Annotated in this window: 14 protein-coding genes; 8 read left to right on the top strand and 6 right to left on the bottom strand. The window is 60.6% G+C overall.

The genetic code is table 11. The annotated features are described in order from the left end of the window. Positions 1–36: 36 nt before the first annotated feature. The 3 genes from psbU (at position 37) to psb32 (ending at position 3941) form a co-directional block, all read left to right on the top strand. Complete coding sequence (gene psbU, locus GEI7407_RS14900; protein ID WP_015173029.1) at positions 37–474, top strand: photosystem II complex extrinsic protein PsbU; 438 nt, start codon at positions 37–39, stop codon at positions 472–474. A 196-nt stretch (positions 475–670) separates the two neighbouring features. After that, positions 671–2368, top strand: a complete 1698-nt coding sequence (gene nadB, locus GEI7407_RS14895; protein WP_015173028.1) for an L-aspartate oxidase — start codon at positions 671–673, stop codon at positions 2366–2368. An 838-nt stretch (positions 2369–3206) separates the two neighbouring features. Then, a complete protein-coding gene (psb32, locus tag GEI7407_RS14890) occupies positions 3207–3941 on the top strand; it encodes a photosystem II repair protein Psb32 (protein ID WP_015173027.1) in 735 nt (244 codons plus the stop codon). 88 nt (positions 3942–4029) lie between these two features. Here the strand turns inward: psb32 and GEI7407_RS14885 are convergent, their stop codons facing one another. Both GEI7407_RS14885 and GEI7407_RS14880 read right to left on the bottom strand, forming a co-directional pair. Next, positions 4030–4239, bottom strand: a complete 210-nt coding sequence (locus tag GEI7407_RS14885; RefSeq protein ID WP_015173026.1) for a hypothetical protein — start codon at positions 4237–4239, stop codon at positions 4030–4032. A 131-nt stretch (positions 4240–4370) separates the two neighbouring features. Next, complete coding sequence (locus GEI7407_RS14880) at positions 4371–4979, bottom strand: superoxide dismutase (protein WP_015173025.1); 609 nt, start codon at positions 4977–4979, stop codon at positions 4371–4373. Between the two features lie 408 nt (positions 4980–5387). Between GEI7407_RS14880 and GEI7407_RS14875 the strand changes: the two genes are divergently transcribed. After that, entirely contained in the window at positions 5388–5813 is a 426-nt protein-coding gene (locus GEI7407_RS14875; protein ID WP_015173023.1) for a hypothetical protein, read from the top strand. An 86-nt stretch (positions 5814–5899) separates the two neighbouring features. On the opposite strand, the gene crtH is transcribed toward GEI7407_RS14875, so the two are convergent. Next, positions 5900–7450 (bottom strand): carotenoid isomerase, encoded by a 1551-nt coding sequence (gene crtH, locus GEI7407_RS14870; protein WP_015173022.1) that lies wholly within the window; start codon positions 7448–7450, stop codon positions 5900–5902. 350 nt (positions 7451–7800) lie between these two features. Between crtH and GEI7407_RS19695 the strand changes: the two genes are divergently transcribed. The 3 genes from GEI7407_RS19695 to GEI7407_RS14845 all read left to right on the top strand — a co-directional run bounded on the left by GEI7407_RS19695 (position 7801) and on the right by GEI7407_RS14845 (position 17835). Next, positions 7801–12321, top strand: a complete 4521-nt coding sequence (locus GEI7407_RS19695; protein ID WP_071880850.1) for a PAS domain S-box protein — start codon at positions 7801–7803, stop codon at positions 12319–12321. A gap of 564 nt (positions 12322–12885) precedes the next feature. Beyond that, a complete protein-coding gene (locus tag GEI7407_RS19690; RefSeq protein ID WP_015173020.1) occupies positions 12886–16914 on the top strand; it encodes an adenylate/guanylate cyclase domain-containing protein in 4029 nt (1342 codons plus the stop codon). Between the two features lie 195 nt (positions 16915–17109). Continuing rightward, complete coding sequence (locus GEI7407_RS14845) at positions 17110–17835, top strand: DUF3891 family protein (RefSeq protein WP_015173019.1); 726 nt, start codon at positions 17110–17112, stop codon at positions 17833–17835. A 151-nt stretch (positions 17836–17986) separates the two neighbouring features. Here GEI7407_RS14845 and dnaK read toward each other — a convergent pair whose 3' ends face one another. Next, positions 17987–19927 (bottom strand): molecular chaperone DnaK, encoded by a 1941-nt coding sequence (gene dnaK, locus GEI7407_RS14840; protein ID WP_015173018.1) that lies wholly within the window; start codon positions 19925–19927, stop codon positions 17987–17989. A 219-nt stretch (positions 19928–20146) separates the two neighbouring features. Further along, on the bottom strand, positions 20147–20719 hold the full coding sequence (locus GEI7407_RS14835; protein WP_015173017.1) for an Hsp20/alpha crystallin family protein: 573 nt from the start codon (positions 20717–20719) through the stop codon (positions 20147–20149). A 446-nt stretch (positions 20720–21165) separates the two neighbouring features. Here GEI7407_RS14835 and GEI7407_RS14830 point away from each other — a divergent pair, with 446 nt between their 5' ends. Beyond that, a complete protein-coding gene (locus GEI7407_RS14830) occupies positions 21166–22917 on the top strand; it encodes an iron uptake porin (RefSeq protein ID WP_015173016.1) in 1752 nt (583 codons plus the stop codon). A gap of 102 nt (positions 22918–23019) precedes the next feature. Here the strand turns inward: GEI7407_RS14830 and GEI7407_RS14825 are convergent, their stop codons facing one another. Further along, positions 23020–23634 (bottom strand): TetR/AcrR family transcriptional regulator, encoded by a 615-nt coding sequence (locus GEI7407_RS14825; protein WP_015173015.1) that lies wholly within the window; start codon positions 23632–23634, stop codon positions 23020–23022. Between the last annotated feature and the right edge of the window lie 49 nt (positions 23635–23683).

Below are 23683 nucleotides of genomic sequence, written 5' to 3'. Positions count from 1 at the left end.
GGAATTCATTTTGCCTGAGTGGGAGGTATGCATACGATGAAACGTCTGGTTCCCGTGCTGACGATCGTAGCGTTGGTCGTTGGATGCTGGGGATGGCTGGGCAACGCTCAACAAGCCATGGCAGCAACGCTAAGCGGCTCGGTGCTGCGTCCGATGCCGGTCCTGATGGCCGCAGAGGCCAGCCGCCGAAATACGGTGGATGACAAGCTGCAAACAGCCTTTGGTCAAAAAATTGATCTCAACAACTCCAACATTCAGGCTTTCCGCGATTATCGGGGTCTCTATCCGACCCTGGCTCGGATTCTGATTACGAATGCTCCCTACGAAAGCGTAGAGGACATTTTTGAGATTGAAGGTTTGACGGATCGTCAAAAGGAAGTCCTGAAAGCCAACTTGGATAATTTTGCGGTGACGACGCCGGAAAACGCGTTCAACGAAGGTGGCGATCGCTTCAACAACGGCAACTACAAGTAAACAACCACCGACAATCGAAACTTGAATTTGGCGTTTGGTAAAGCTCAGGCTTCATCACCACAAGCAGTCCAAACTTAAACCATTCAAATCTGTCGGATCACGAAAGCTCTTTGTACAGTAAGTTTAGTTCTCAGTTCGCTGATGAACGACCTGCTGTATGAAGAGCAGTTTTTTTATCGCTTATTAGGACTCACCGTTGCAAGCGCCTGCCCTGAATCTTTCGGACCCCGCTACTCTCAATCGGTTTGATGTTGTTGTTGTTGGCTCCGGTGCGGCGGGACTGTACGCAGCCCTCTGCTTGCCGGCCCATCTGCAGGTGTGCCTGATCACCAAAGATCAGGTGTCGCTGTCAGCGAGTGACTGGGCCCAGGGAGGAATTGCGGCGGCGATGGACCCCCAGGATTCGCCGATGCTCCACGTGGAGGATACGCTGCGAGCGGGGGCGGGGCTGTGCGATCGCGCGGCGGTGGAGTTTTTGGCGACTCAGGCGCCAAGCTGTATCGAAAATTTGCAGGCCCTCGGGGTTGCGTTCGATCGCCATGGATCGTCGCTGTCGCTGACTTTGGAGGCGGCGCACTCCCGGCGGCGGGTACTCCACGCGGCGGACACCACGGGCCGAGCGGTGGTCAGCATTCTGGCGGAGCGGGTCCTCGAGCGCGACAACATTGTGGTGCTGTCCCAGGCCTTTGTGCTGGACCTGTGGCTCGACCCGACGCGATCGCGCTGCCAGGGCATTGTGCTGTTTTATGGGGGCGCCATTCACTGGCTGCCGGCGGGGGCGGTGATTTTGTCGACAGGCGGCGGCGGCCAAGTCTACGCCCAGACAACCAACCCGGCCATTAGCACCGGCGATGGCGTGGCCATTGCCTGGCGGGCAGGAGCGCTCCTGCGCGACCTTGAGTTTATGCAGTTTCACCCCACGTCCCTGACCAAGCCAGGCGCTCCGCACTTTTTGATCAGTGAGGCGGTGCGGGGTGAGGGCGCCCACCTGATCGATCACCAGGGCCATCGGTTTGCCTTCGACTACGATCCGGCGGGAGAATTGGCCCCCCGGGACGTGGTGAGCCGGGCGATTTTTCGCCATTTGCAGCGGACTGCTGCGGACCCTGCGACGGCGACGGTCTGGCTCGATCTCCAGGCGATCCCCGAAGAGACCATCTGTCGCCGCTTCCCCAATATTCTTCAGGTGTGTCGCCAGTGGGGAGTAGATCCTTTGCGGGAGCCGATTCCGGTGGCGCCAGCGGCCCACTACTGGATGGGCGGGGTGGTGACGGATCTGGCGAGTCGCAGCTCGATTCCAGGGCTGTACGCGGTGGGGGAGACGGCTAGTACGGGGGTGCATGGTGCCAACCGTCTGGCGAGCAATTCTCTGCTGGAGTGTCTTGTGTTTGGGACGCAGCTGGCCCAGCTGGAGGCGGTGCCCAAACAGGCGATCGCCCCTGAGCTCCCAACGGTCCTAGACCCAGCGGCCTGGGATGACTGGCAGGCCCAGAGTGACCAGATTCAAGAAGTGCGCGAAAAGCTGCCTCGCTTGATGTGGGACCGGGCGGGCATTTGTCGCGAGGCGGAAGCCCTAGCGGAGGCGATCGCCCAGGTCGAGCACTGGCAAAGGGCGATCGCCAAACTGCCCATTACCCAGGCAATACAGCACCTATCACCCGCCCAAACGGTCAAGGTTTCTTTCCCCGAAGCGGGGCCTTCGCTGCGGGTTTGGGGAGAGACGATCAATTTACTGACAATTGGTTGCCTGATTCTGAAGAGCGCTCACTTTAGAACCGAGAGCCGAGGCGGCCATTTCCGCCTAGACTATCCGACGCCCCAAGAATCCTGGCAGGCGCATACCCTGGTCCAAGGCAATCAATGGCAAAAAAGCGCGATCGCCTCTGCACCGTGATGGCGTCCTGCACGCTTTGAAGTCAGCAAAAAGCTCTAGAACCAGCGATTATTCACCTGGATCTAGAGCAAATGAGTCCTGAAATAATCCAAAATCTTCGTCTGAAACTAACCCCTCTGTCAGCCTCTCAAGCGCTTGACAGAAACGCTAAAGCTTTCGGGATGGCCCTCACGCCGCCTCTAATAGAGGAACTGTCTTGAAGCGAGTGCCGCCACTGTCACTGGTGGCCGGTCCTCCCTCCACGGGAGGAGTATACTCCGCTATGAGGGCTGAAGCCTCAGAAAAACCGTGAATAGGAACGAATCGCGCCTGTATTTCCATCGCACCCAGGGAAAGCGCTGGCGTTCCTACTAAAAAGGTTGCAATACTAGCTAGCTTGACTAACACGGCTGTGTTCCCAGGGCGAAATCTGGTTTCCTACAGTATATCCACTGAAATTCCAATTCGCTACCAGATTTGTGGTATGTACGGAAGCCTGCTGAATGCTTTATGAGTAAGCCCGTGCTTCCACTGAGTTCATTGCGACAAATTGCAATCTCAGCTTTTCTAACTACAGCGTGAACAACTTGAAATCCGCTCAATTAGGCGAAAAAGGCCTGAATTTGTGAAGTAAATCTGTATAGATATCGCGATCGCTGTAAAAAACTGAGTACTTTTTCGAGGATAGGCCTCGAAAACCGGATATTTCTAGACTCAAAATATAAAGACTCTGTAAGAAAATGCTCCTGTCCTCGAAAAGCCTAGAAATCAGTCAAGGGCGCGACTGGGCGATCGCGCGAAGAATCGACCGTATAGTATTTTGGAAAGATCACCGTTCTTCATACATCACTCATAAATCATGAAGCAGCTCCTCTCCTCCCGGTTTGCCTGGAGCCGCGCGCTCCAGCGATGCTGGTTAGCGATCGCCGCCATCGTTCTCACCAGTCAGCTCTTTGCTGCGCCAGCCCACGCAACCGGCGTTTACCAAATTCCGCCGCTGCCTGCCAAAAATGCGCCCTGGATTGTGGATCAGGCCGAGATCGTCAGCCGCGTCAACGAAAACAGCCTCAGCAGCGAACTCGACAAACTTGCGAAAGCAACCGGCAACGAAGTGCGCTTCGTGACGCTCCACCGCCTCGACTATGGCGAAACAGCCCAGAGCTTCGCAGACAAGCTTTTTGAAAAGTGGTTTCCCGACGCCCAGGCCCAGGCCAACCAAACGGTCATCGTCCTGGATGAAGTGACCAACAACGCCGGGATTCATGTCGGCAGCGAAGCCCAGGCGCTGCTGACCGCAGACATCGCTGAGAGCGTGGTCGGCGAAACCCTGCAAGCGCCCCTGCGCCAAGGCGATCGCTACAACCAAGCCCTGATCGACGTCAAAGATCGCTTAGTAGCAGTCCTCTCGGGCAACCCCGATCCGGGTCCTCCGGTGGTCCAAAACACCGTTCAGGTAGAAGGGACCTTTGCGAGTGCCGAAGAAACTGAAGAGCAAAAGGGCGTCTCGATGGTGTGGGTGATCGGCCTGCTGATTGCAGCGACCGTGATCCCCATGGCAACCTACTACCTATACGTCGCGGTGCAGGGCAGCTAGGCGATCGCCCGCACCCCAGACAAAAACTTTGAACTCCTTGGAATCCTGATACCCCGCCATTGGCGGGGTTTTTTGTGGCGCGATCGCCTCACCCAAAAACCTCATCTTCCCGGCCGACCCACCACTCTCCCAGATTCATCAGGTCTTGGTGGACATCCGCCAGCTGGCGCGCGTACTCCTCTGGCTCCATCGACGCCCGCTGCTCATTCAGCTTTTTGAGCCGCAACTGCACCAGCAGCCAAGGCTTGGAAATGGCATCCGTCGCCTCAATGTATTGCGCCAGCTCATCACTATTCATGGGGAGGCTCTCCTGAGCGCGATTGAATAAATCTTAACAATCTTTAAAAGTTAAAGGCCACGTCCTTCGACGTGGCCTTACAAAATTCAGCGCATAGCTAACTAACCGCCGAAATTTGGAGCTTCAAAAACCTACTTAGCCTTTGCGTACTGCTCGGCCACGAAGTCCCAGTTCACCAAGCTGTCGAGGAAGGTGTTGGCGTAGCTGGGGCGCAGGTTCTGGTAGTCCAGGTAGTAAGCGTGCTCCCACACATCCATGGTCAGCAGAGGCGTTTGGCCCTGGGCGATGGGGTTCACGGCGTCGGGGGTCTTGGTCACTTTCAAGGTGCCATTGTCGAGCACCAGCCACGCCCAGCCGCTGCCGAACTGAGAGCCGCCCGCAGCCTTAAACTCTTCCTTGAACTTCTCGAAGCTGCCAAAGTCAGCCTTGATCTTCTCAGCCAGCTCGCCCGTGGGCTCACCGCCGCCACCGGGCTTCATGCAGTACCAGTAGAAGGTGTGGTTCCAGGACTGAGCGGCGTTGTTGAAGAGACCGCTTTGGGCCTTGGCGGACGGGTCGTAGGAAGCCTTGATGACTTCTTCGATGGACTTGCTCTCGTTCTCTGTCCCTTGCACCATCTCGTTGTAGGTGCTCACATACTTGGCATGGTGCTTGCCATGGTGGAAGCTCAGGGTGTTAGCCGAGATGTGGGGTTCGAGGGCGTCCTGTGCGTAGGGCAGGTTGGGAAATTCGTAAGACATTGTGTTCTTGATCCTCTTGTTACTGCGTCAAAGCCCAAAATCGCGGTGAATTCACCTGCTTCGCCGAGTTAACGGGCGCTCGTGGGCCCAGCTTAACTAATGATAGGATTTTATATCAAAAGTCGGGGTCCCACTAGGCTTTTGAGTCTCTCCCAAGGTATAAATTGAGGGCAGAGTCTCTGGATATGCCGCAAATTTGTCGGCTGAGTCCGAAATCTGCCGCGCTCTATCCAGAGCGCGAGGTGTTCCAAGCGGGTTGTGAGGCCTAGGGCAACGATGGATCACGATTTCCAAATGTTTTTGCTGGGCGTGGGCCTGTTGATCGTGTACCTGTGCTGGTCTGCCCTGACGGAGATGGGAACTAAGCTTCCCTGGAAGAAGTAACGCCCTTTTTATTTCACTACACCTATGATTTCTGGCCCTGGCTTCTGGATCACATTTGCCTACTATTTCGCGAGCACCACGATCATTGGGGTGCTGATGGCGACTCAGGTGCTGGGAACGGAGTTTGGGAGCGCGCTGCCTTACCAACTGGGCTTGATCCTGGGTTTGGCGGGGGGTGCCCTGGGGGGCTATTTCAACCGCAGCCAGTCGATTTCGGGCACCTTCAAAAATCAAAAGCAGTTTTTGCGGGAGATGGAGACGGCGCTGACGACCCTGGGGTATGAGGCCCAGGGGGAGATCGAGGACTATCGAGTCTATGGGCGATCGCAGGTGCGGGGGCTGTTTTCGGGCAAGATTTACGTTCGTCTAGAGGGAAACGCGATCACCCTGATGGGGCGATCGACCAATCTCAAGCGCCTGCAAAAAGCCCTGCCCAGCTTCTCGCCCTAGACAGCAGATTTCCTGAAGCAGTACCCCAGAGGTGCTGCTTGCCAACGAGCGCAATTTTCTGTCCCAGAGCCCTAGAGCTGGGAGGCTCAGAAGCCCAGGTCGACAGCGATTCGGTGGGCGCAGGCAAAGCCAGAAAAGGCAACGGCGTTGAGGCCCTGGCCGGGAAAGGTGCTGTCGCCGACGCAGTAGAGACCCGGCACGGCAGTGCGGTTGAAGGGCATGCCGAGCAGTCCTAGGAGCTTGCGGCGGGGGATGGGGCCGTAGGTGCCGTCTTGGCGACCGAGGAAGCGGCGATGGGTGCGGGGGGTGCCGATTTCTTGGTAGTCGATGGCGGCGCGGAGACCGGGGAAGATACGCTCTAGGCGATCGATCAGCTTGGCGGCTTCGGCTTGCTTTTTGGCCTCGTACTGGCGCTGGGTGAGGCCCTGCCACTCGCTGAGCCAGCTGGGGGTGAAGGTATGAATAATGTGGCGATCGCGCGGGGCCAGGGACGGGTCAAGCAGGGTCGGAATGGACACGAAAATAGTGCCGCCGCTCTCCTCCATGGCGCTCCAGTCGTCCACCACGATGTGGTGGCAGTCGGCATCGGCAGGCAGCAAGTCGGCTTTGACCCCGAGGTGGAGGCTCAAGAAGCTGGGCGACGGGCGATAGCGCTGCCGCCACTTTTGCTCACTGGCGGGGGTCTTCTCGGGCGGCAGGAGCTTGCCGAAGGTGTCCCAGCGGGTCGCGTTGGAGACGATGCGGCGAGCCCGGAGGGTTTGGCCGGTGGCGAGCTCTACCCCAACGGCGCGATCGCCCTCCATCAGGATGCGCGTCACCCGAGCCCGATACTGGATGTGGCCGCCCGCATTGACGAGGCCCTCCGCCAGCTTTTGGCCGATCTGGCCGACGCCCCCCTTCGGGTAGTTGATGCCGCCGTAGTGGCGATCGGAGAAGACCATGCCAGCGTTGATCATGGGCGTACACTCGGCGGGCACCACGGACCAGCAGTAGCATTCGATGTCGATGAACCGCAGCAGATCTGGATCCTGGATATGGCGGCGGGCGATGTCCCCGACGTTCTGGGGCAGGTACTTCACGAGGCCCAAGCAGGCCAGGGGATGCTGAAAAAAGACGCGGGTCAGGTAGCGGGGCTCTTCGAGGGAGAGCAGGTCCATGGCGTTGAGGCAGTTGAACACGCGCCAGCACTCGTCATAGAACTTGCGAATGCCCTCTTTCTCGTGGGGAAAGCGATCGCTCAGCTCCTGGATAAACTGCTCGTAGTCCCGATGGACCCGCAGCTGCAAATCCTTGGGCAGGTGATAGTGAATTTGCACCGGATCCGGAATCGTCTCTATCTGGACGCCGACGGCGTCTAGGGCGCGGGTGAGGAGATTGGTGGTGCCGCGATCGCCAAAGCCAAAAATCATCGAGGCGCCCACGTCGAAGCGATAGCCGTTGCGCTCGAAGTAGCCCGCGCTGCCGCCCGGAATCAGGTAGCGCTCCAGCACCAAGACCTTGGCCCCTTTGGCCGCGAGCTGAGTCGCGGTCACCAGGCCGCCAATCCCAGAGCCAATGACAATCACATCCCACTGGGTGTCGGGGATGCTTTGGGGAAGGGGGGAAGGCTGGGAAACGGCGGACGTGACAGGGCTCATGGTCTGGACTCGGTTGTTAAGTTTTTCGAACCATCTCTTTTTGAGTGTACTCCGTGGGGTGTCCTCTCCGGCTGCGCAAAGGCGCGATCGCTTTTGGAAGGGAAAAGGGACGTGGAGTGACCCAATCCCTGGCCGGTGCTTCTAGCGGTATCACCCATTGCTAAAACGCGATCGCGCAAATCCGTGCTTTTACGGATCCAAAGTTTGCAAGAAAGGTGCCTCCAGAGAGAGGCAGCGATCGCGGCCTTGAAGTATAGTGCGAGGGATATTGCGATTCCCAAAAGGACAGCTTGCTCAGATCAAAGAGGGGCTTGGGGATGATGAGTTTTTGTTGATGGTGCGATGGGCCTGTGTTTGTGTTGCCGCCTAGCTGGAGTCTGAAGCTGCTCCCGTCCCGACGAGGATGGCTGGTGGCGATCGCCAGTTTGCTGGTGCTGCTGGGCGCCCACGGCCTGACGCTGCTGCACCAGACCGAGCCGGAGGTGGCGCTGTGGCATCCGACGGCGGGCGTGGCGATCGCCCTGACGCTGTGGTTTGGGCCGATGGAGGTGCTGCTGACCATGCTGGCGGCGGTGCTCATGGCGCCCTGGTGGGGCGGGGAGGGCTGGTCGCGCGGCCTTGGCATTCTCGACAGCCTAGAGCCGCTGACGGTTTGGCTGCTCTACCGACGGCTGTGGCGTGGCCCTATTTCCCTGGCTGGGGTGCCCAATTGGGTGGCTTTTTGGGTGAGCGGGCCGCTGGTGGCGGGCCTAGCGAGCGCGGCGGTGATCAATGGCTTGCTGGTGCTGACGGGCCGGATTTCGCTGCTGAGTCTGGGGCCGAGCGTGCTCCACAGCTGGCTGAGTAATGCCCTGGGCATCTTGGCGATCGCCCCGATCGCCCTGTGGAGCCTGACGCCCTGGCTACGGCGGCAGCGCTGGCTGCCCCGCGCGGCAGGCCCTGTGGAGCTGTGGCCCAAGCCCGCTGCGGCCTCCACTGAGATCCTGATTTTGTTTGGAGTCGTGGCGCTCCTGTGCGTTTTGACGGTGGGCCGAGCGGCGATCGCCGGACCGCTGTTTTACCAAGGATTGCTGCTGATCTTCTTCCCTCTGGTTTGGGCGGCGGTGCGCCTGGGACTAGTGGGCACGGCGGCGCTGGTTAGCTTCTCAATTGCGGTGTCCCTGTTTAGCTACCTGCTGTTTTACCCGCCCAATTTCTTGGCCCTGACCTTCCCGGTGGACGCAGGGGTTTTGTATGGGCACCGCTTGAGCCTGTTTTGCCAGGGCAGCGTCGCTCTGCTGCTCGCCATGGCGATCGCTCCCCGGCGATCGCCGGGGAGCGACGCCCCTGGCCTCGCCCAGACGGACCTCTTGCAGCTCAACAGATCCCTCGCCCAGGCCAACACCCGCCTGGCCCAGGTCAATCAGGCGCTGCAGCTCAGCGAAGAGCGCTTTCGGGCATCGATGGAAAATTTGCCCGACTGCTTTGCCATCTGCGTCACCCAGCGCGACGACCAGCAGCGAATTCAGTACTTCCAGATCGCCTATCTCAATGACGCTGCCAGCCAAGCCCTGGGGCCAAACCTGTGGCTCGGCCAAGACTTTTTGGCGGCGCTGGCGGACTACCCGGCGGACGAGCTGCGCCAAGCGTGCACCCAGGTCGTCGAAACCGGCGATCCGGTGAGCCGAGAAATTGTGGTGTCGGGGACCTCTCCCGATGCGCTGCCGATCGTGCGGGCGCTGGATATCCGCATTGCCAAGCTGTGGGATGGCTTTGTGGCCACGTGGCGGGATATCACGGCGCGCAAACGCTCAGAACTAGAGCTGTATCGCCGCCAGCAAGAGTTTAAGGCGCTGGTGGAGCAGTCGCCGGACGTGGTGGCCCGCATTGATCGGGAGGGGCGCTATCAGTATGTCAATCCGGCGATCGCCCGCGTGACGTCCTGGACCCCCGAAGACGTGATTGGGCGATCGCGCGCTGAGCTGCTCGGCCCGACAGAAGATTTTTCAACCTGGCAAACCCTGCTAGACAGCATCTTCACCACGGGCCAGGAGCAAACTCGCGAATTCTCAGCCGTTGGCCCAGACGGCGCCCTGCGCTATTTTCAGGCGCGCTTGGTGCCGGAGTTTAGTCAGGCAGGGGCCATTGTCTCGGTGCTGAGCATTGCCCGCGATATTACGAGCATGCGCGAGACCGAAGCCGCCCTCCGCCGCAGCGAGGCCCTTTCGCGAACGGTGCTCAAGAATTTGCCCAACGGTGCCGTTTTCTTATTTGATCAGGACCTGCGCTATACCCTGGTGGAAGGCGCGGGCTTGGTGGCGGTGAACCTGGTGCCCGAGGCCCTCGAAGGGCGGACGATCTGGGACGCTTTGCCGCCGGATGTCTGCGCTGTGATCGAGCCTTTCTACCGCCAGACCCTGGCTGGCCAAAGCGTCGTCACCGAAATGATGTTCCGGGAACACGTCTACCATGTCCACTCGATGCCGGTGCGCAATGAGGAGGGCGAGATCCTAGCGGGGCTAGTGATGACCCAGGACGTGACGGACCTCAAGCGGGCGCAGCTGTCGCTCCAAGAGAGCGAAGCGCGGCTGCGCCTGGCTCTGGAGGTGGCGAATCTGGGGACCTGGTACTATAGCGGCGCAGATGGCCGGGTCCAGTGGTCTCGCCGCTGCAAAGCCATGCTGGGCCTGGAGGCCTCTGAGACAACGGTGGGTCAAAACCCCTTCGAGGACTGTGTGCATCCGGAGGATGCCGACGAGCTCCAGGCGCAGATCGGAGCGGCGATCGCCCAGGGGACGAGCTGCGAAGCAGAGTTTCGCGTGGTGTGGCCCGATGGCGAAGTCCGCTGGGTCGCCGTGACCGGGCGATCGTTTCAAGAAGAGCCCGATCGCCCAGCCCACATGCTGGGGGTGGCCATGGACATCACGGCCCGCAAGGCGGCGGATGAGGCCCTGCGCCAGAGCGAGGCGCGCCTGCGACGCCTGGTCGAGTCCAACTTGATTGGCGTCATGTTTGTGGACATCGGCGGGCGGCTGCTGGATGCCAACGACGCTTTTTTGAACCTGATGGGCTACACGCGGGCCGAGCTGGAGGCGGGAGAGCTGAGCTGGCAGGCGATGACGCCGCCGGAGTATCAGCCGCGGGATCAGCAGGCGATCGCCGAAATTTTGACCACCGGGGTGGCGACGCCCTTTGAGAAAGAGTACCTGCATCGCGACGGCCACCGGGTGCCGGTGCTGCTGGGCGTGACGCAGCTCGATCGAGCCTGCACCGAGTGCGCCTGCTTTGTCCTGGATCTGACCGAGCGCCAGCGCTCAGAGGCTCAGCACCAGCAGCTGGTGGCCCTGGTGGAAAACAGCACTGACTTCATTGGTCTGGCGGACTTGGACGGCGCGCCGCTGTTTCTCAATCAGGCTGGCCGGCGCCTGGTGGGCCTCGATCGCCCGGGCGCCCTCGAGCAGATTCAGCATTTCCTGGCGTTTTTCCCCGAGAGCGATCGCTCCCTCGTCCAGGAAACCGTGCTGCCGTCCCTCGAAGCCATCGGCTACTGGCAAGGCGAAATGGAATTTCGCCATTTCCAGACCGGCCAGTCTATCCCGGTGCTCTACAACGTTTTTGTGGTCAAGCATCCCCACACCGGCCAGCCCGCGGCGATCGCCACCGTTTCCCGCGACATCACCGCCCAAAAGCGCCTCGAAGCCGAACGGGCTGACCTGCTGACCCGCGAGCAAACTGCCCGCCAACAGGCCGAGGCCGCGAGCCGCCTCAAGGATGAGTTTTTGGCCATCGTATCCCACGAGCTGCGATCGCCCCTCAACGCCATTTTGGGCTGGGCGCGACTGCTGCGCACCCGCCGCCTCGATACCGAAAAAGTCGATCGCGCCCTCGAAGTGATCGAGCGCAATGCCCAGGCCCAGAGTCAGCTGATCGAGGACCTCCTGGACATCTCCCGCGTGATCCGAGGGAAGCTGCGCCTCTACCTGCGGCCCACCAACCTGGCCCGTGCCCTTGAGGCGGCCCTGGACACGGTGCGCCCCACCGCCAGCGCCAAGCACCTCCAGCTCCTGATCCAAATCGCGCCCTCTGTCTTTGTCTCGGGAGACTTCGATCGCCTGCAGCAGGTCGCCTGGAACCTGCTGTCCAATGCCGTCAAGTTCACGCCGGAGGGCGGCCAGGTCACCGTCGTCCTCGTGTCCCAGGAAAGTCATGCTGAGTTTTCGGTCATGGACACTGGCCAAGGCATCGCGCCGGACTTTCTGCCCTACGTGTTTGAGCGGTTTCGGCAGGCGGACGACACCACGAGCCGCTCCCAGGGCGGCCTGGGGTTGGGGCTAGCGATCGTCCGCAATCTGGTGGAGCTGCACGGCGGCACCATCTCGGTGGAGAGCCCCGGCATCGGTTGCGGGGCCACCTTCCGGGTCCGCTTGCCCCTGCTCCAGAACTCCCAGCCTGCCCCCGAAGAAGACGCTGGCTCGGCGGCGGTGCTGGATGACTTGCAGCCCCTCCGGGGTCTGCGGGTGCTAGTGGTGGACGATGAGCCAGACACGCGAGAGTTTATGGCGGCGGTGCTGGAGCAGCAGGGCGCGACTGTGCTGACGGCGGCTTCGGCCCAGGAGGCGATCGCCCTGATCCACCGCGATCGCCCCGATGCGCTGCTCAGCGATGTGGGCATGCCTTTAGAAGACGGCTACTCGCTGATCCGGCGCATCCGAGCCCTGCCCGCCGATCGGGGAGGCGGCATCCCGGCAGCGGCGGTCACGGCCTATGCGCGGGAAGAAGATCGGCGGCAGGCGATCGCCGCCGGCTTCCAGCTCCACGTCGCCAAGCCCATCGAGCCGCGCAAACTGGTGGCGACGGTGGCCAAACTGGTGGGGCGCAGCAGCGTAACTTGATACCTCAAGACCCTCCAGCAGGCTGTTAGTGGGCTGCTACGTGGCTTTCAGGCTAGGCTCGGAAAATTTTGTGTCCAAAACTTCATATCCTTGTCACCTGCTTGTCATATGCCAATGTTTTGCTATAGATACTGTTAAGTTCCTCACTCCTCACACACCATTTGCCCCCGGCCCCTGGCTGGGGGTTTGCTTTTGTGGGGGCGATCGCCTAGGTACGTGCTTTTTAGCGGCTGTAGCTCCGCAATTTTTCTTAAAGGTTTTATTTTATCTGCGCTCCATTTTCATGGCGGGTGCTTAAAGATTTTCCTGAAAAGCCGGTTGAGCCCTTGGGGGAGAAGAATAACTGGCCCATATACTGTTAACTAACCACCGAGTCATGGAAAAACAGTTGCTCCGCAATTCCACGGATGGTTCGAGCCGGAAAGGTGGAAAGATCGTGAGCCCGAGCCGGCTGCGGGACTAAGGTGTGGCGTACTGGGGTCTTGAAATCAACAGGGGCGGAATGATGCAAGGAAGCTTGGGCGATTGCACCCTGGGTGTGAGTCAACGGGATGGTTTGCTGCTGTGAGTTTGCTGCCTCTCCCCTCTGCGAAAGCGCTGCCACCAACGCTTGCCCCCCAAAAGCGGCCCCGCCGATCGCGCAAGCCGTCGATTCGCCTGATTTTGGTGGTGCCCTTCCTGCTGCAAATTTCGGTGGTGGTGGGGCTGACGGGCTGGCTCTCGCTGCGCAATGGCAAACAGGCGGTTGATGACCTCGTATCGCAGCTCCAGGGCGAAGTGCTCTCGCGGGTCCGCCAGCACCTAGATGCCTATCTCGCCACGCCCGCGCAAATCAACCAGATCAACGCCGATGCCCTGGAGCTGGGGATGCTGGATCTTCAGGATCCGGCCAGCCTCGAAAAGTATTTTTGGCGGCAGATGCGAGCCTTTGACGTGGGCTACATCAGCTTTGGCTTTCCGGATGGGCAGTTTGTGGGGGTTGAGCGCTATTCCGACAATCGGCTGGTTGTCCAGGCGACGTCGGATCCGCTGGATGTGTCGAAGCTCTATGCCTACAGCACCAGCGATCGCGGCGATCGCCTGAACCTGCTGAGCATCGCGGAGGATTTTGACGCGCGGGCTGAGGCCTGGTATCAGGCACCGGTCCAGGCCAAAAAGCCGGTCTGGAGCCCTATTTACCAATGGACCGATCGCCCAGAGGTCCTATCGGTGGCGGCCAACTACCCGATTTATGGCGCGGCGGGGGAGTTGCAGGGGGTGCTGAGCGTTGACCACATGCTGTTTCAGGTCAGCCAGTACCTGCGCCGCATTCAGATGAGTCCGTCGGCGCGCATTTTTATTGTGGAGCGATCGGGGGCGCTGGTGGCGAGCTCTAGCTCGGAGCCTGCTTACCGTTTGGTGCGGGGCGAGGCGCAGCGTCTCCAGGCGATTCAGAGTAGCGATCCGGTGATTCAGTCGACGGCGGAGTACTTCCAGCAGCGCTACAACGGGCTGGGCCGCATCACGCAAGCCCAGAAGGTCGAGTTTCGCACGTCCCAGTCGGTGCGCCAGTATGTTCAGGTGCTGCCGTGGCGCGATCGCTACGGTCTCGACTGGCTGATCGTGGTGGCGGTGCCGGAGACGGACTTCATGGCCCGCATCGATCACAACACCCGCTCGACGATTTTGCTGTGCTTTGCGGCCTTGGGGGTGGCGACGGCCCTGGGAGTGGCGACGGCCCGCTGGATCAGCCAGCCGATTTTGCGGCTGAGTGAGGCCTCTCGGGCGATCGCCAATGGCAAGCTCGACCAAACCGTCACCGTCCAGCCCGTGGCTGAGCTAGAAGTCTTGGCCCATTCCTTCAACCAGATGGGAGAGCAGCTCCAGGCCTCCTTTGCCACCCTGGCTCTGGCCAACGAAGAGCTCGATCGCCGGGTCAAGCTGCGCACCCGCGAGCTGCAGGCGGCCCAGTCCGAAATGCAGGCGCTCTTTGCGGCCATGGAGGACGTGATTATCGTTCTAGATCGTGAGGGGCGATGCCTCAAAGTCGCTCCTACCAAGATCTTTAACCTCTTCCGGCGCGCCGAAGATCAGCTGGGCAAGCTGCTCCACGAGGTACTGCCCAAGGCATCCGCTGACCTGCAGCTCCGCTACACCCGCGAGGCCCTCGCCACCCAAGAAACCCTCAGCGTCGAGTACACCCTGCCGATCAACGGCCAGGAAGTGTGGTTTGCCGCTACGGTTTCGCCCTTGACCGAGGACTCGGTGATCTGGGTCTCACGAGATATTACTGGCCGCAAGCGGGCCGAAGAAGAGCTACAGCTGCTGCTGACCATTACCCAGGCGATCGACGCGGCGTCGGACTTTCACGATGCCCTGGGCATGGCGCTGCACCAGGTCTGCGAGACCACGGGCTGGGACGTGGGCGAGTCGTGGATTCCCAATGCTGACGGGACGGCGCTGACCTACGGGCCGATGTGGTGCCGACCGTCTCTCGATGCTGACGGGGCGACTCGCGAGGCCTTTGAGCAGTTCTGGCAGCAGGCGGCCCAGATGACCCCAGCGCCGGGCCAGGGGCTGGCGGGCCGGGTCTGGCAAAGCCGGCAGCCGGAGTGGATCTTGGAGGTGGCGGACGCGGCGAACGTGCTGCCCCAGCGAGCCCATGCAGCTCAGGCCGCAGGCCTGAATGCGGGCTTTGCGGTGCCCATCGTGACGCCCGAAACGCCGGGCAGCGCGGCGCGGGTGGCGGCGGTGCTGGTGTTCTTTATGCATCGGGCGCGCCAGCAGGATGAGCGGCTGGTGGAGCTGGTGTCGGCGGTGGCGGCGCAGCTGGGCGTGTCCCTCCAGCAAAAGCAGTCCGAGGCCGAGCTGCGGGGCCTGGTGGCCGCGATGACGGACCTGATTTTTGTCTATGACGCGGAGGGGCGCTGCCTCAAGGTGGCGCCGACCAATCCGGAGCTGCTGGTGAAGCCAGCGGCGGATCAGGTGGGCCGGACGGTGTTTGAGATTGTGCCGGCGGAGCTGGCGGCGCTGCAGCTGCGCTACATTCGCAAGGCGATCGCCGACCAAAAAACACTGAACGTAGAATATCAGCTCACGACCCAGGGAGCCGATCGCTGGTTCTTGGCCAGTGTCTCACCTCTGTCTCGTGAGACGGTGATCTGGGTGGCGCGGGATGTCACGCGGCTCAAGCTGTCTGAGCAGGCCCTGCGGGACAGCGAGGCCAAGTATCGCACCCTGATCGAGCAGATGCATGAGGGCCTGCTGATCGTGGACAACGAGGGGGTGATCCAGTTCGTCAACGATCGCGTGTGCGAGCTGCTGGACTATCCTCGGGAGGCGCTCCTGGGCCAAAATGAGCAGCGCTTTGTGGGGAGCGATCGCGATCGCCGCCTGCTGGCCGAGAAACGCCAGCTCCGCCGCCAAGAAATCAGCGACCAGTACGAAATCCAGTATCAGCGCCTCAACGGCACGCTGCTGTGGGTGCTGGCCAATGGCACGCCGGTCCACGATGCTAGCGGGGCCGTGATTGGCTCTATGGGCACCCTCACCGACATCACCGAGCGCAAGCGCGCTGAGACTGCCCTGCGCGCCGCCGAAGAAAAGTACCGCAGCATCTTCGAAAACGCCATCGAGGGCATCTTCCAAACCACGGCGGATGGTCGCTTTATCAGCGTCAACCAGGCCCTCGCTCACATCTATGGCTATGACTCCCCCGAGGAGATCATCCAGACTCTGACCAGTGTGGCAGAGCAGCTCTACGTCGATCCCCAGCGGCGGCAGGAGTTTGTTGCTATCCTCAATCAGCAAGATTCTCTTTCCAACTTCGAGTCCCAGATTTATCGGCGCGACGGCAGCGTGATCTGGATCTCCGAAAATGCCCGAGCCGTGCGCGATGGGACGGGGCAGCTCCTCTACTACGAGGGGGCGGTGGTCGACATTACGGAGCGCCGCATCTGGCAAGAGGCTCTGCGCTACCAGCAGGAAACCGCTGAGCGGCTGCTGCTGAATATTTTGCCGGAGCCGATCGCTGAGCGCCTCAAGCTGGACGAAAAAAACATCGCCGACAGCTTCGCCGAAGCGACGGTCCTGTTCGCAGACTTGGTGAACTTCACAGAGCTGTCGGCCCAGGTGTCGCCGACGGAGCTGGTATCGCTGCTCAACCACATCTTCTCGAACTTTGACCATCTCGCTGAGACCCACGGCCTAGAGAAGATCAAGACCATTGGGGACGCCTATATGGTGGTTGGCGGCTTGCCCTGCCCTCGCGAGGACCACGCAGAGGCGATCGCCCATATGGCCCTCGACATGATGACCAGTATTCGCGGCATGAAGACCCACAATGGCGAGCCCTTCCGCCTCCGGATCGGCATCAACACGGGGCCGGTCGTCGCGGGCGTCATTGGCAAGAAGAAATTTATCTATGACCTCTGGGGCGACACGGTGAATGTGGCGAGCCGCATGGAATCCCAGGGCGAGCCCGGCGGCATTCAGGTCACCACTGACACCTACGAGCGCCTGCGCGACGTCTATGAGTTTCGGCCTCGGGGAATGGTGCCCATCAAGGGCAAGGGCCACATGATGACCTACTGGCTGCTGGGCAAACGGTCCTAGCGGTTTGGCCGCGGCCCTGGGCAAATTTCTGAGCAAATTTCTCGATCAACCGCTTGATCAGGTTCTGGGCAAATCTGTCTAGCGGCAGGCATGGCGCCCTCGAGCGCCGGGGGCGGCTTCTTTCTGCGAGCCGATGGCGATCGCCCTAGAGCCGGTAATCCTGGGAACTGAACCCTGTCAACCGGTCAACGACCCATGATTGTGAACTTGCTCGAAGACGGCTGGGAAGTGATTTACCATCGCGCCCATGCCCTGCTGGCTGCCCAGATTGCCGGCCACTGGTGCCGCCAAAATGCCCCGACTCGCTTTTATGAGACGATCGCGGCGATTTCTCACCACGACGACTTGGAGCGTGAATTTGAGGAGCATCAGCTCACCGCTGCCGGAGCGCCTTTGGACTTCACCCTAGATGGCGAGAGCTCCATCGATGAGCTGCGGACCCACATCCAAAACGCCCGCTATCGCGGCCGCTGGGTCACGCTCTTGATTTCCAGGCACCTCTGTTTTCTTCATCAGGCCCGCGCCGGCACGTCGCCGGACTGGGACGCTTTCCTGGAGGAGCAGCGCCAGCAACAAGCGCAGTGGCGCAGCGCCCTGGGGGTGTCTGAGGAGGCAGCAGAGGAGGCCTACCAGTTTATGCGCTGGTGCGATCGCCTCTCGCTGATCTTGGCCCAGCGCCGGATTCCGGCCAGCCAGCGCGCTCTCGAAATCACCCGAGATCTGCAAGGCCAGCGCTACGATCTGCGCCAGATGGGCGATCGCCTCACCGTGGAGCCCTGGCCCTTCGAAGAGCCTGCCTTCACCGTAGACGTCGAAGCCACCTACCTGCCGCAGCTCCATTTCGAGGACAACGCAGCCCTCATTGCCGCTCTCCAGGAGGCGCCCATTCGAGTCCTAGAGTGGCACTTTGCCAAGGCCTAGCTGGCATTCCAAAGCACCAAAAAGCCCTGCCTGTGAATTTCACAAGCAGGGCTCACAAATTGCTTAGGTCGTATCTGGCGCTAGCCAGCGAGAGCGCTCAGCTCCCCCAAGTCTAGAGTCCGGGGAGGGAGTAGAGCCCCTCCCCACAAGACTACTTGGTTTCCGAGAACTCGGCGTCGATCACATCGTCACCGCCAGAGGTGCCGCCGCTAGAAGGGCCTGCATCTGCGCCCGGTGCACCCGTGCCGTCTCCACCCGCTGCGGCTGCTTGCTGGTAGAGGTTGCTGCTGATGCTGTAGAGCGCTTGTTGCAGCTCGGTCGTCAGGGTCTTCACGCGATCGAAGTCGATGGTCGAGAGCTCCTTCTTCTCGGCCTCGGTGCCAATTTCGGCCCGCAGGTCGGTGATCAGAGCCTTCACCTTAGACTTCTCAGCCTCAGGCACTTTGTCGCCCAGCTCCTCGATCTGCTTCTCGGCTTGGTAAGACAAGGAGTCAGCTTGGTTCTTGAGGTCGATCTTCTCGCGACGCTCACGGTCCGAAGACGCATTCTTCTCGGCTTCGTTGACCATGCGCTCCACTTCATCTTTCGGCAACGTCGAAGCGCCGGTGATGCTGATGGACTGCTCTTTGCCCGTGCCCTTATCTTTGGCGGTCACGTTGAGGATGCCGTTGGCGTCAATGTCGAAGGTCACTTCGATCTGTGGCACGCCACGGGGAGCCGGGGGAATACCGTCGAGACGGAAGGTTCCCAAGCTCTTGTTGTCGTTGGACATTTCCCGCTCACCTTGCAGGATGTGGATTTCCACATTGGTCTGGCCATCGACCGCCGTCGAGAAGACCTCGGACTTCTTGGTGGGGATGGTGGTGTTGCGAGGAATGATCTTGGTCATGACGCCGCCCAGGGTCTCAACGCCCAGAGACAGCGGGGTCACATCCAGCAGCAGAATGTCCTTCACTTCGCCTGCGAGGACGCCGCCCTGGATGGCTGCGCCAACGGCGACCACTTCGTCCGGGTTGACGCTCTGGTTGGGGTCTTTGCCCAGGACGCGCCGCACCAGCTCGTGGACTGCGGGAATCCGGGTCGAACCGCCCACTAGCACCACTTCGTCGATCTGGCTCTTGTCGAGCTTGGCATCACGCATCGCGTTCTCGACGGGGATGCGGCAGCGATCGATCAAGTCAGCGCACAGCTCTTCAAACTTCGCCCGGGTGAGGGTGGTCTCGAGGTGCTTGGGACCGTCTTGGGTTGCCGTGATGAAGGGCAGGTTGATTTCGGCTTGGGTGACGCTGGACAGCTCGATTTTGGCTTTCTCAGCGGCTTCGGTGAGGCGCTGGAGGGCTTGCTTGTCCTTGCGCAGGTCGATGCCTTCGGCCTTGCGGAATTCTTCGGCTAGGTAGTCAACGATCTTCTTGTCGAAGTCGTCGCCGCCCAGGTGGGTGTCACCAGAGGTAGCGAGCACTTCGAAGACGCCGTCGCCCACTTCTAGGATGGAGACGTCGAAGGTACCACCGCCCAAGTCAAAGACCAGGATGGTTTCGTTGCTCTTTTTGTCGAGACCGTAGGCCAGGGAGGCGGCGGTGGGCTCGTTGATGATCCGCAGGACCTCTAGGCCAGCGATGCGGCCAGCGTCTTTGGTGGCTTGGCGCTGGGAGTCGTTGAAGTAGGCCGGGACGGTGATGACCGCCTGGGTGACTTCTTCACCGAGGTACTTGCTGGCGTCTTCTTTGAGCTTGCGCAGGACTTCGGCGGAGATTTGCTCGGGGGCGTACTGCTCGCCTTTGTTGCTGCAATCGATTTTGACGTTTCCGTTCAGGTTGAGGACCTTGTAGGAAACTTCGGTGAGTTCGTTGGTGACTTCGTCGTAGCGTCGACCGATGAACCGCTTCACGGAATAGAAGGTGTTCTCGGGGTTCATGACGGCCTGGCGCTTAGCGATTTGGCCGACGAGGCGATCGCCGTTTTTCGCGTAGGCAACTACTGAGGGGGTCGTCCGAAACCCCTCCGCGTTAGCGATGACGGTCGGCTTGCCGCCTTCCATTACTGCGACGCAGGAGTTTGTTGTTCCTAGGTCAATTCCAACTACTTTTGCCATGGTGGTGTTTCGGCTCCATTCAATGCGACTATTTGGCTGTCACTCAGCCGGAATGTCTGAAAATTTTGAGGGGTTTCGTAGGACGGTTCAGCGCCTAGCTAACGGCGAGGCTGATCGAGTTCATCGCTAGCCAAACCACTGAATCTATATTGGGCAGGGTTTGTCTTCTCTTGAAGGGGGGGTTACCGAACCTCGGAGTGGGCGGTTCGGCGATCGCCCCTAGGTGCTGACGGCCCAAGGATCTTCGAGGCTGTCGGCGGAGGTAGGGACCTCGGAGGCTGGCAGCACTACGGGAATGGCCCCTGGGGGGCGATCGCCGGAATCAGGTTCGACCACGCCGTCATCGCGGGTGGCTGATTCGGTAATCTGCACCTTCACCATCGAGGGCCGTTGAGCGGCGTACTTCGGCAGCGTGAGGGTCAAAATGCCATTGCTCAGATCGGCCTCGATGTGGTCGGGCTCGATAGCGACAGGCAGCGCCACAATCCGCTGAAACGCGCCGTAGCGCAGCTCGGAGGTGATGGAGGTTCCGGGAGCTTGTTCGGGGGCGCAGCGACGACCGCTGATCAAGACGCGATCGCGGCTGGCCTGGATGTCGAGGTCTTCACCCGTGACGCCGGGGAGCTCTGCCCGCAGGATCAAGGCGTCGCTGGTGTGATGCAGCTCCAGAGCGGGCTGCCAGCTAGCGATTTGGGTTTTGGGCTGTCGGGCTCTGCGAAACGCCTCGACGGCGCGGCGAGAAGCTCCGATTTCGGGATAGAAAAGCGTTTCCCAAGGCAGTTGCGTCACCATCGGGTCACCTCGTGGGGGGAGAAGTTCAAAGGGCTCATTGATTTCAATGTTAGGCAGGACAAGGCTTTCGGACATTGGGGCAAACCGTAATCCGGCGGGAGTGTTTGCCGCCAGCTGTGGTCCCGGCTTGGGTGTCTAAGGACTGCTGAAGTGTCCAGATTACGAAGGCTTGTGCTCGTCGACTGTCCGGACCGGGGGCGATCGCCTGGGGTGTCCTGATGCGCTCGGCTGACCAATCCAAAGAAAAACTGCGATCGCCCTGAGACTGGCAAGACGGTCTGTAGAGTGGGAAAACCCAGCGCCTAGCAGCCCAAATTCACGGCTTCTTTAGGCAGGCTGGGGGAACCATATATTTTTGCCGAGGTTAGAGGGTTCTTCTTTGAGATCCCTGGGAGCCGGGGTAAAAAATAGACCAGCCATATTGGTGTGTTGAGGAGTCAATGAGGATGATGAACGCGAAGATTGTGCAGGTGACGGGACTGGGCCTGTCGATGGCGGGGGCGGCGCTAGCGGCTCCGGGGGCGATCGCCTGGGAGGTGTCTTCAGACCCCGCATCGCAACTCCCATCGGAGGTGGCTCCTGATATTGCTCAAACAGCAGAGGCGATCGCCCCGGGCCAGCTCCCCGAGTTTGCGCCCCGGCCTGCGGCTCCAGAGGCGATCGCCCAGTCTCTGCCCGCTGACCCCGTGGCCATGGATCAGGTCACCTCAGTTTCGCAACTGTCCGACGTGCAGCCGACAGACTGGGCCTTTCAGGCCTTGCAGTCCTTGGTCGAGCGCTACGGCTGCATCGCTGGCTACCCCGACGGGACCTATCGCGGCAACCGCGCCATGACCCGCTACGAGTTCGCCGCCGGTCTCAATGCCTGCCTCGATCGCGTAAATGAGCTCATTGCCGCCGGGACGGCCGACCTCGCCACCCGCGAAGACCTCGCCACCTTGCAGCGGCTCCAAGAAGAATTTGCGGCAGAGCTAGCGACCCTGCGGGGCCGCGTCGACTCCCTAGAGGCTCGCACCGCCGAGCTAGAGGCCAACCAGTTCTCCACCACCACCAAGCTGGTGGGCGAGGCGATCTTTGCCGCCAGCGGCGCTTTTGGCAGCGACCTGGCCGACGACAGCGAAGTTGTGTTCCAAGAGCGGATCCGTCTAGACCTTCAGTCCAGCTTCACCGGCCGGGACCTGCTGCATACGCGCCTAGCCGCCGGGAACGGAACGCCGTTTAGAATTGGCACTCTGACCTCGGTAGACGGAGCGAGCACCGCAGAGAGCACCCAGATTTTCAATCCCGGCGACACCGGGAACGGCGTAATCCTGGAATGGCTCTCTTACTCTTTCCCCCTCAGCGACAAGCTCCAGGTCTACATCGACGCGGCGGGGGGCACCCACGCGGACTACGCGCCGACCATCAACCCCTATCTCGAAGACTTTGACGGTGGGCGCTCCACCAGTTCCGCTTTTGGTCAGGAGAGCCCGATTTACCGCATTGGCGGTGGGGCCGGAGCCGCCATGACCTACCAGCTCAACGACTCGATCGGCTTTTCCCTGGGCTATCTGGCGGACAACGCGGCTAGCCCAGAGGGGGGTAGCGGCTTGTTTAATGGCGACTATGCAACTCTGGCGCAGTTGACCCTGACGCCGGGCGATCGCCTTCAGCTGGGCCTGACCTACGTCCACGGCTACCACCGCAGCAACAACCCGATTTTCGACATCGGCATTGGTACAGCCCTCACCGGCACCATCCCGGCCAACTTCCCCTCAGCCGAGCTCTCGCCGACGGTGAGCAACTCCTACGGTGTCCAGGCATCCTACCAGTTCAGCCCGAAGTTCGTGGTGAATGGCTTCTTTGGCCACACCGATGTCCGCATCGTCAAAGATCCCTTTGGCACCGGCATCCGGGACGGTGAGGTCTGGTACTACGGCCTGGGCCTAGCCTTTCCCGACCTGGGCAAAGAAGGCAATCTGGGCGGCATCGTCGTGGGGGTTCAGCCCTACTTGGGCGGCTATGACAACGGCCCAAGTCTTAGCAGCATCGGCATTGATAACAAAACGTCCCTGCACGTTGAGGGCTTCTATCGCTACCAGCTCAATGACAATATCTCCGTGACGCCGGGTGTGATCTGGCTGACGGACCCGGGCCAATTTACGGGCGATCGCGACGACGTGGTGATCGGCACCCTGCGCACCACCTTCAACTTCTAGATTCCTTCACTGGGGGATCCTTGGCTAAAGGCAGCCTCGCAAAGGGGCTGCCTTTGCGGCGATCGGCCTGGGAGGCAGAGGGGCGATCGCCTGTCCCAATCCCTAGCGATCGGGCAAAAACAGCAGCTCCAGATAATTGCGATAGTGGGCGAGTTGCTGACTGGGGTGCTGAGCTTCTTGGAGTACCCGCAACAGCACCAAAGACCCCTCGACTACCACCAGAAAACCATTGGCGAGGTCCGTCGCCGTTACCGGATAGCGCGGAGGATACTGGGCCATGATAGTTTCAAAGCGCTGACTCAAGTCCTGACGCCAATCTGCAAAGCCTTGAGCGGCGATCGCCCGAATTTCTTCGCTCAAGTCAGCCATCTGGTACACATAGGACGCCACCAAGCAGCCTGCCTGAGTGTCGGCCTGCTCCAGCACCTCTTGAAACAGCCCCAAAAATATCAACACTTGCTGGAGCGGATCGCGACTCAAGCGCTCAGCCCGCTGCACCAGCTCTTGCAACATCAGCGTCTCTTGGGCCAAATAGCGCTCAACCAAAGCTTCGGCCAGCGCTGACTTACTCTTGAAATGATAGAAAAAAGCCCCCTTTGTGATGCCTGCCTGGGCTAGCACCATATCAATGGAAGTGCCCGCTAGGCTGTGCTGTAGGACCAGCGTTTCCGCCGCATCCAAAATTCGCTGTCGCGTTGCTTGACCGTTTTTTGACATGTTTGAGGAAATTGTGACCGTCTGGGACTTGCCCGGAGAGAGGGACTTC

This window comes from Geitlerinema sp. PCC 7407 (assembly GCF_000317045.1).
Taxonomy (GTDB): Bacteria; Cyanobacteriota; Cyanobacteriia; order PCC-7407; family PCC-7407; genus PCC-7407.
Note: the sequence above shows the minus strand (reverse complement) of the source record. Positions and strands in the feature narration are given on the sequence as shown.

Excerpts from the sequence above, each read along its gene's own strand:
- psbU (WP_015173029.1), top strand. The coding sequence starts at position 37 with ATGAAACGTCTGGTTCCCGTGCTGACGATCGTAGCGTTGGTCGTTGGA.
- psb32 (WP_015173027.1), top strand. The coding sequence starts at position 3,207 with ATGAAGCAGCTCCTCTCCTCCCGGTTTGCCTGGAGCCGCGCGCTCCAG.
- GEI7407_RS14885 (WP_015173026.1), bottom strand. The coding sequence starts at position 4,239 with ATGAATAGTGATGAGCTGGCGCAATACATTGAGGCGACGGATGCCATT.
- GEI7407_RS14880 (WP_015173025.1), bottom strand. The coding sequence starts at position 4,979 with ATGTCTTACGAATTTCCCAACCTGCCCTACGCACAGGACGCCCTCGAA.
- GEI7407_RS14875 (WP_015173023.1), top strand. The coding sequence starts at position 5,388 with ATGATTTCTGGCCCTGGCTTCTGGATCACATTTGCCTACTATTTCGCG.
- crtH (WP_015173022.1), bottom strand. The coding sequence starts at position 7,450 with ATGAGCCCTGTCACGTCCGCCGTTTCCCAGCCTTCCCCCCTTCCCCAA.
- GEI7407_RS14845 (WP_015173019.1), top strand. The coding sequence starts at position 17,110 with ATGATTGTGAACTTGCTCGAAGACGGCTGGGAAGTGATTTACCATCGC.
- dnaK (WP_015173018.1), bottom strand. The coding sequence starts at position 19,927 with ATGGCAAAAGTAGTTGGAATTGACCTAGGAACAACAAACTCCTGCGTC.
- GEI7407_RS14835 (WP_015173017.1), bottom strand. The coding sequence starts at position 20,719 with ATGGTGACGCAACTGCCTTGGGAAACGCTTTTCTATCCCGAAATCGGA.
- GEI7407_RS14830 (WP_015173016.1), top strand. The coding sequence starts at position 21,166 with ATGATGAACGCGAAGATTGTGCAGGTGACGGGACTGGGCCTGTCGATG.
- GEI7407_RS14825 (WP_015173015.1), bottom strand. The coding sequence starts at position 23,634 with ATGTCAAAAAACGGTCAAGCAACGCGACAGCGAATTTTGGATGCGGCG.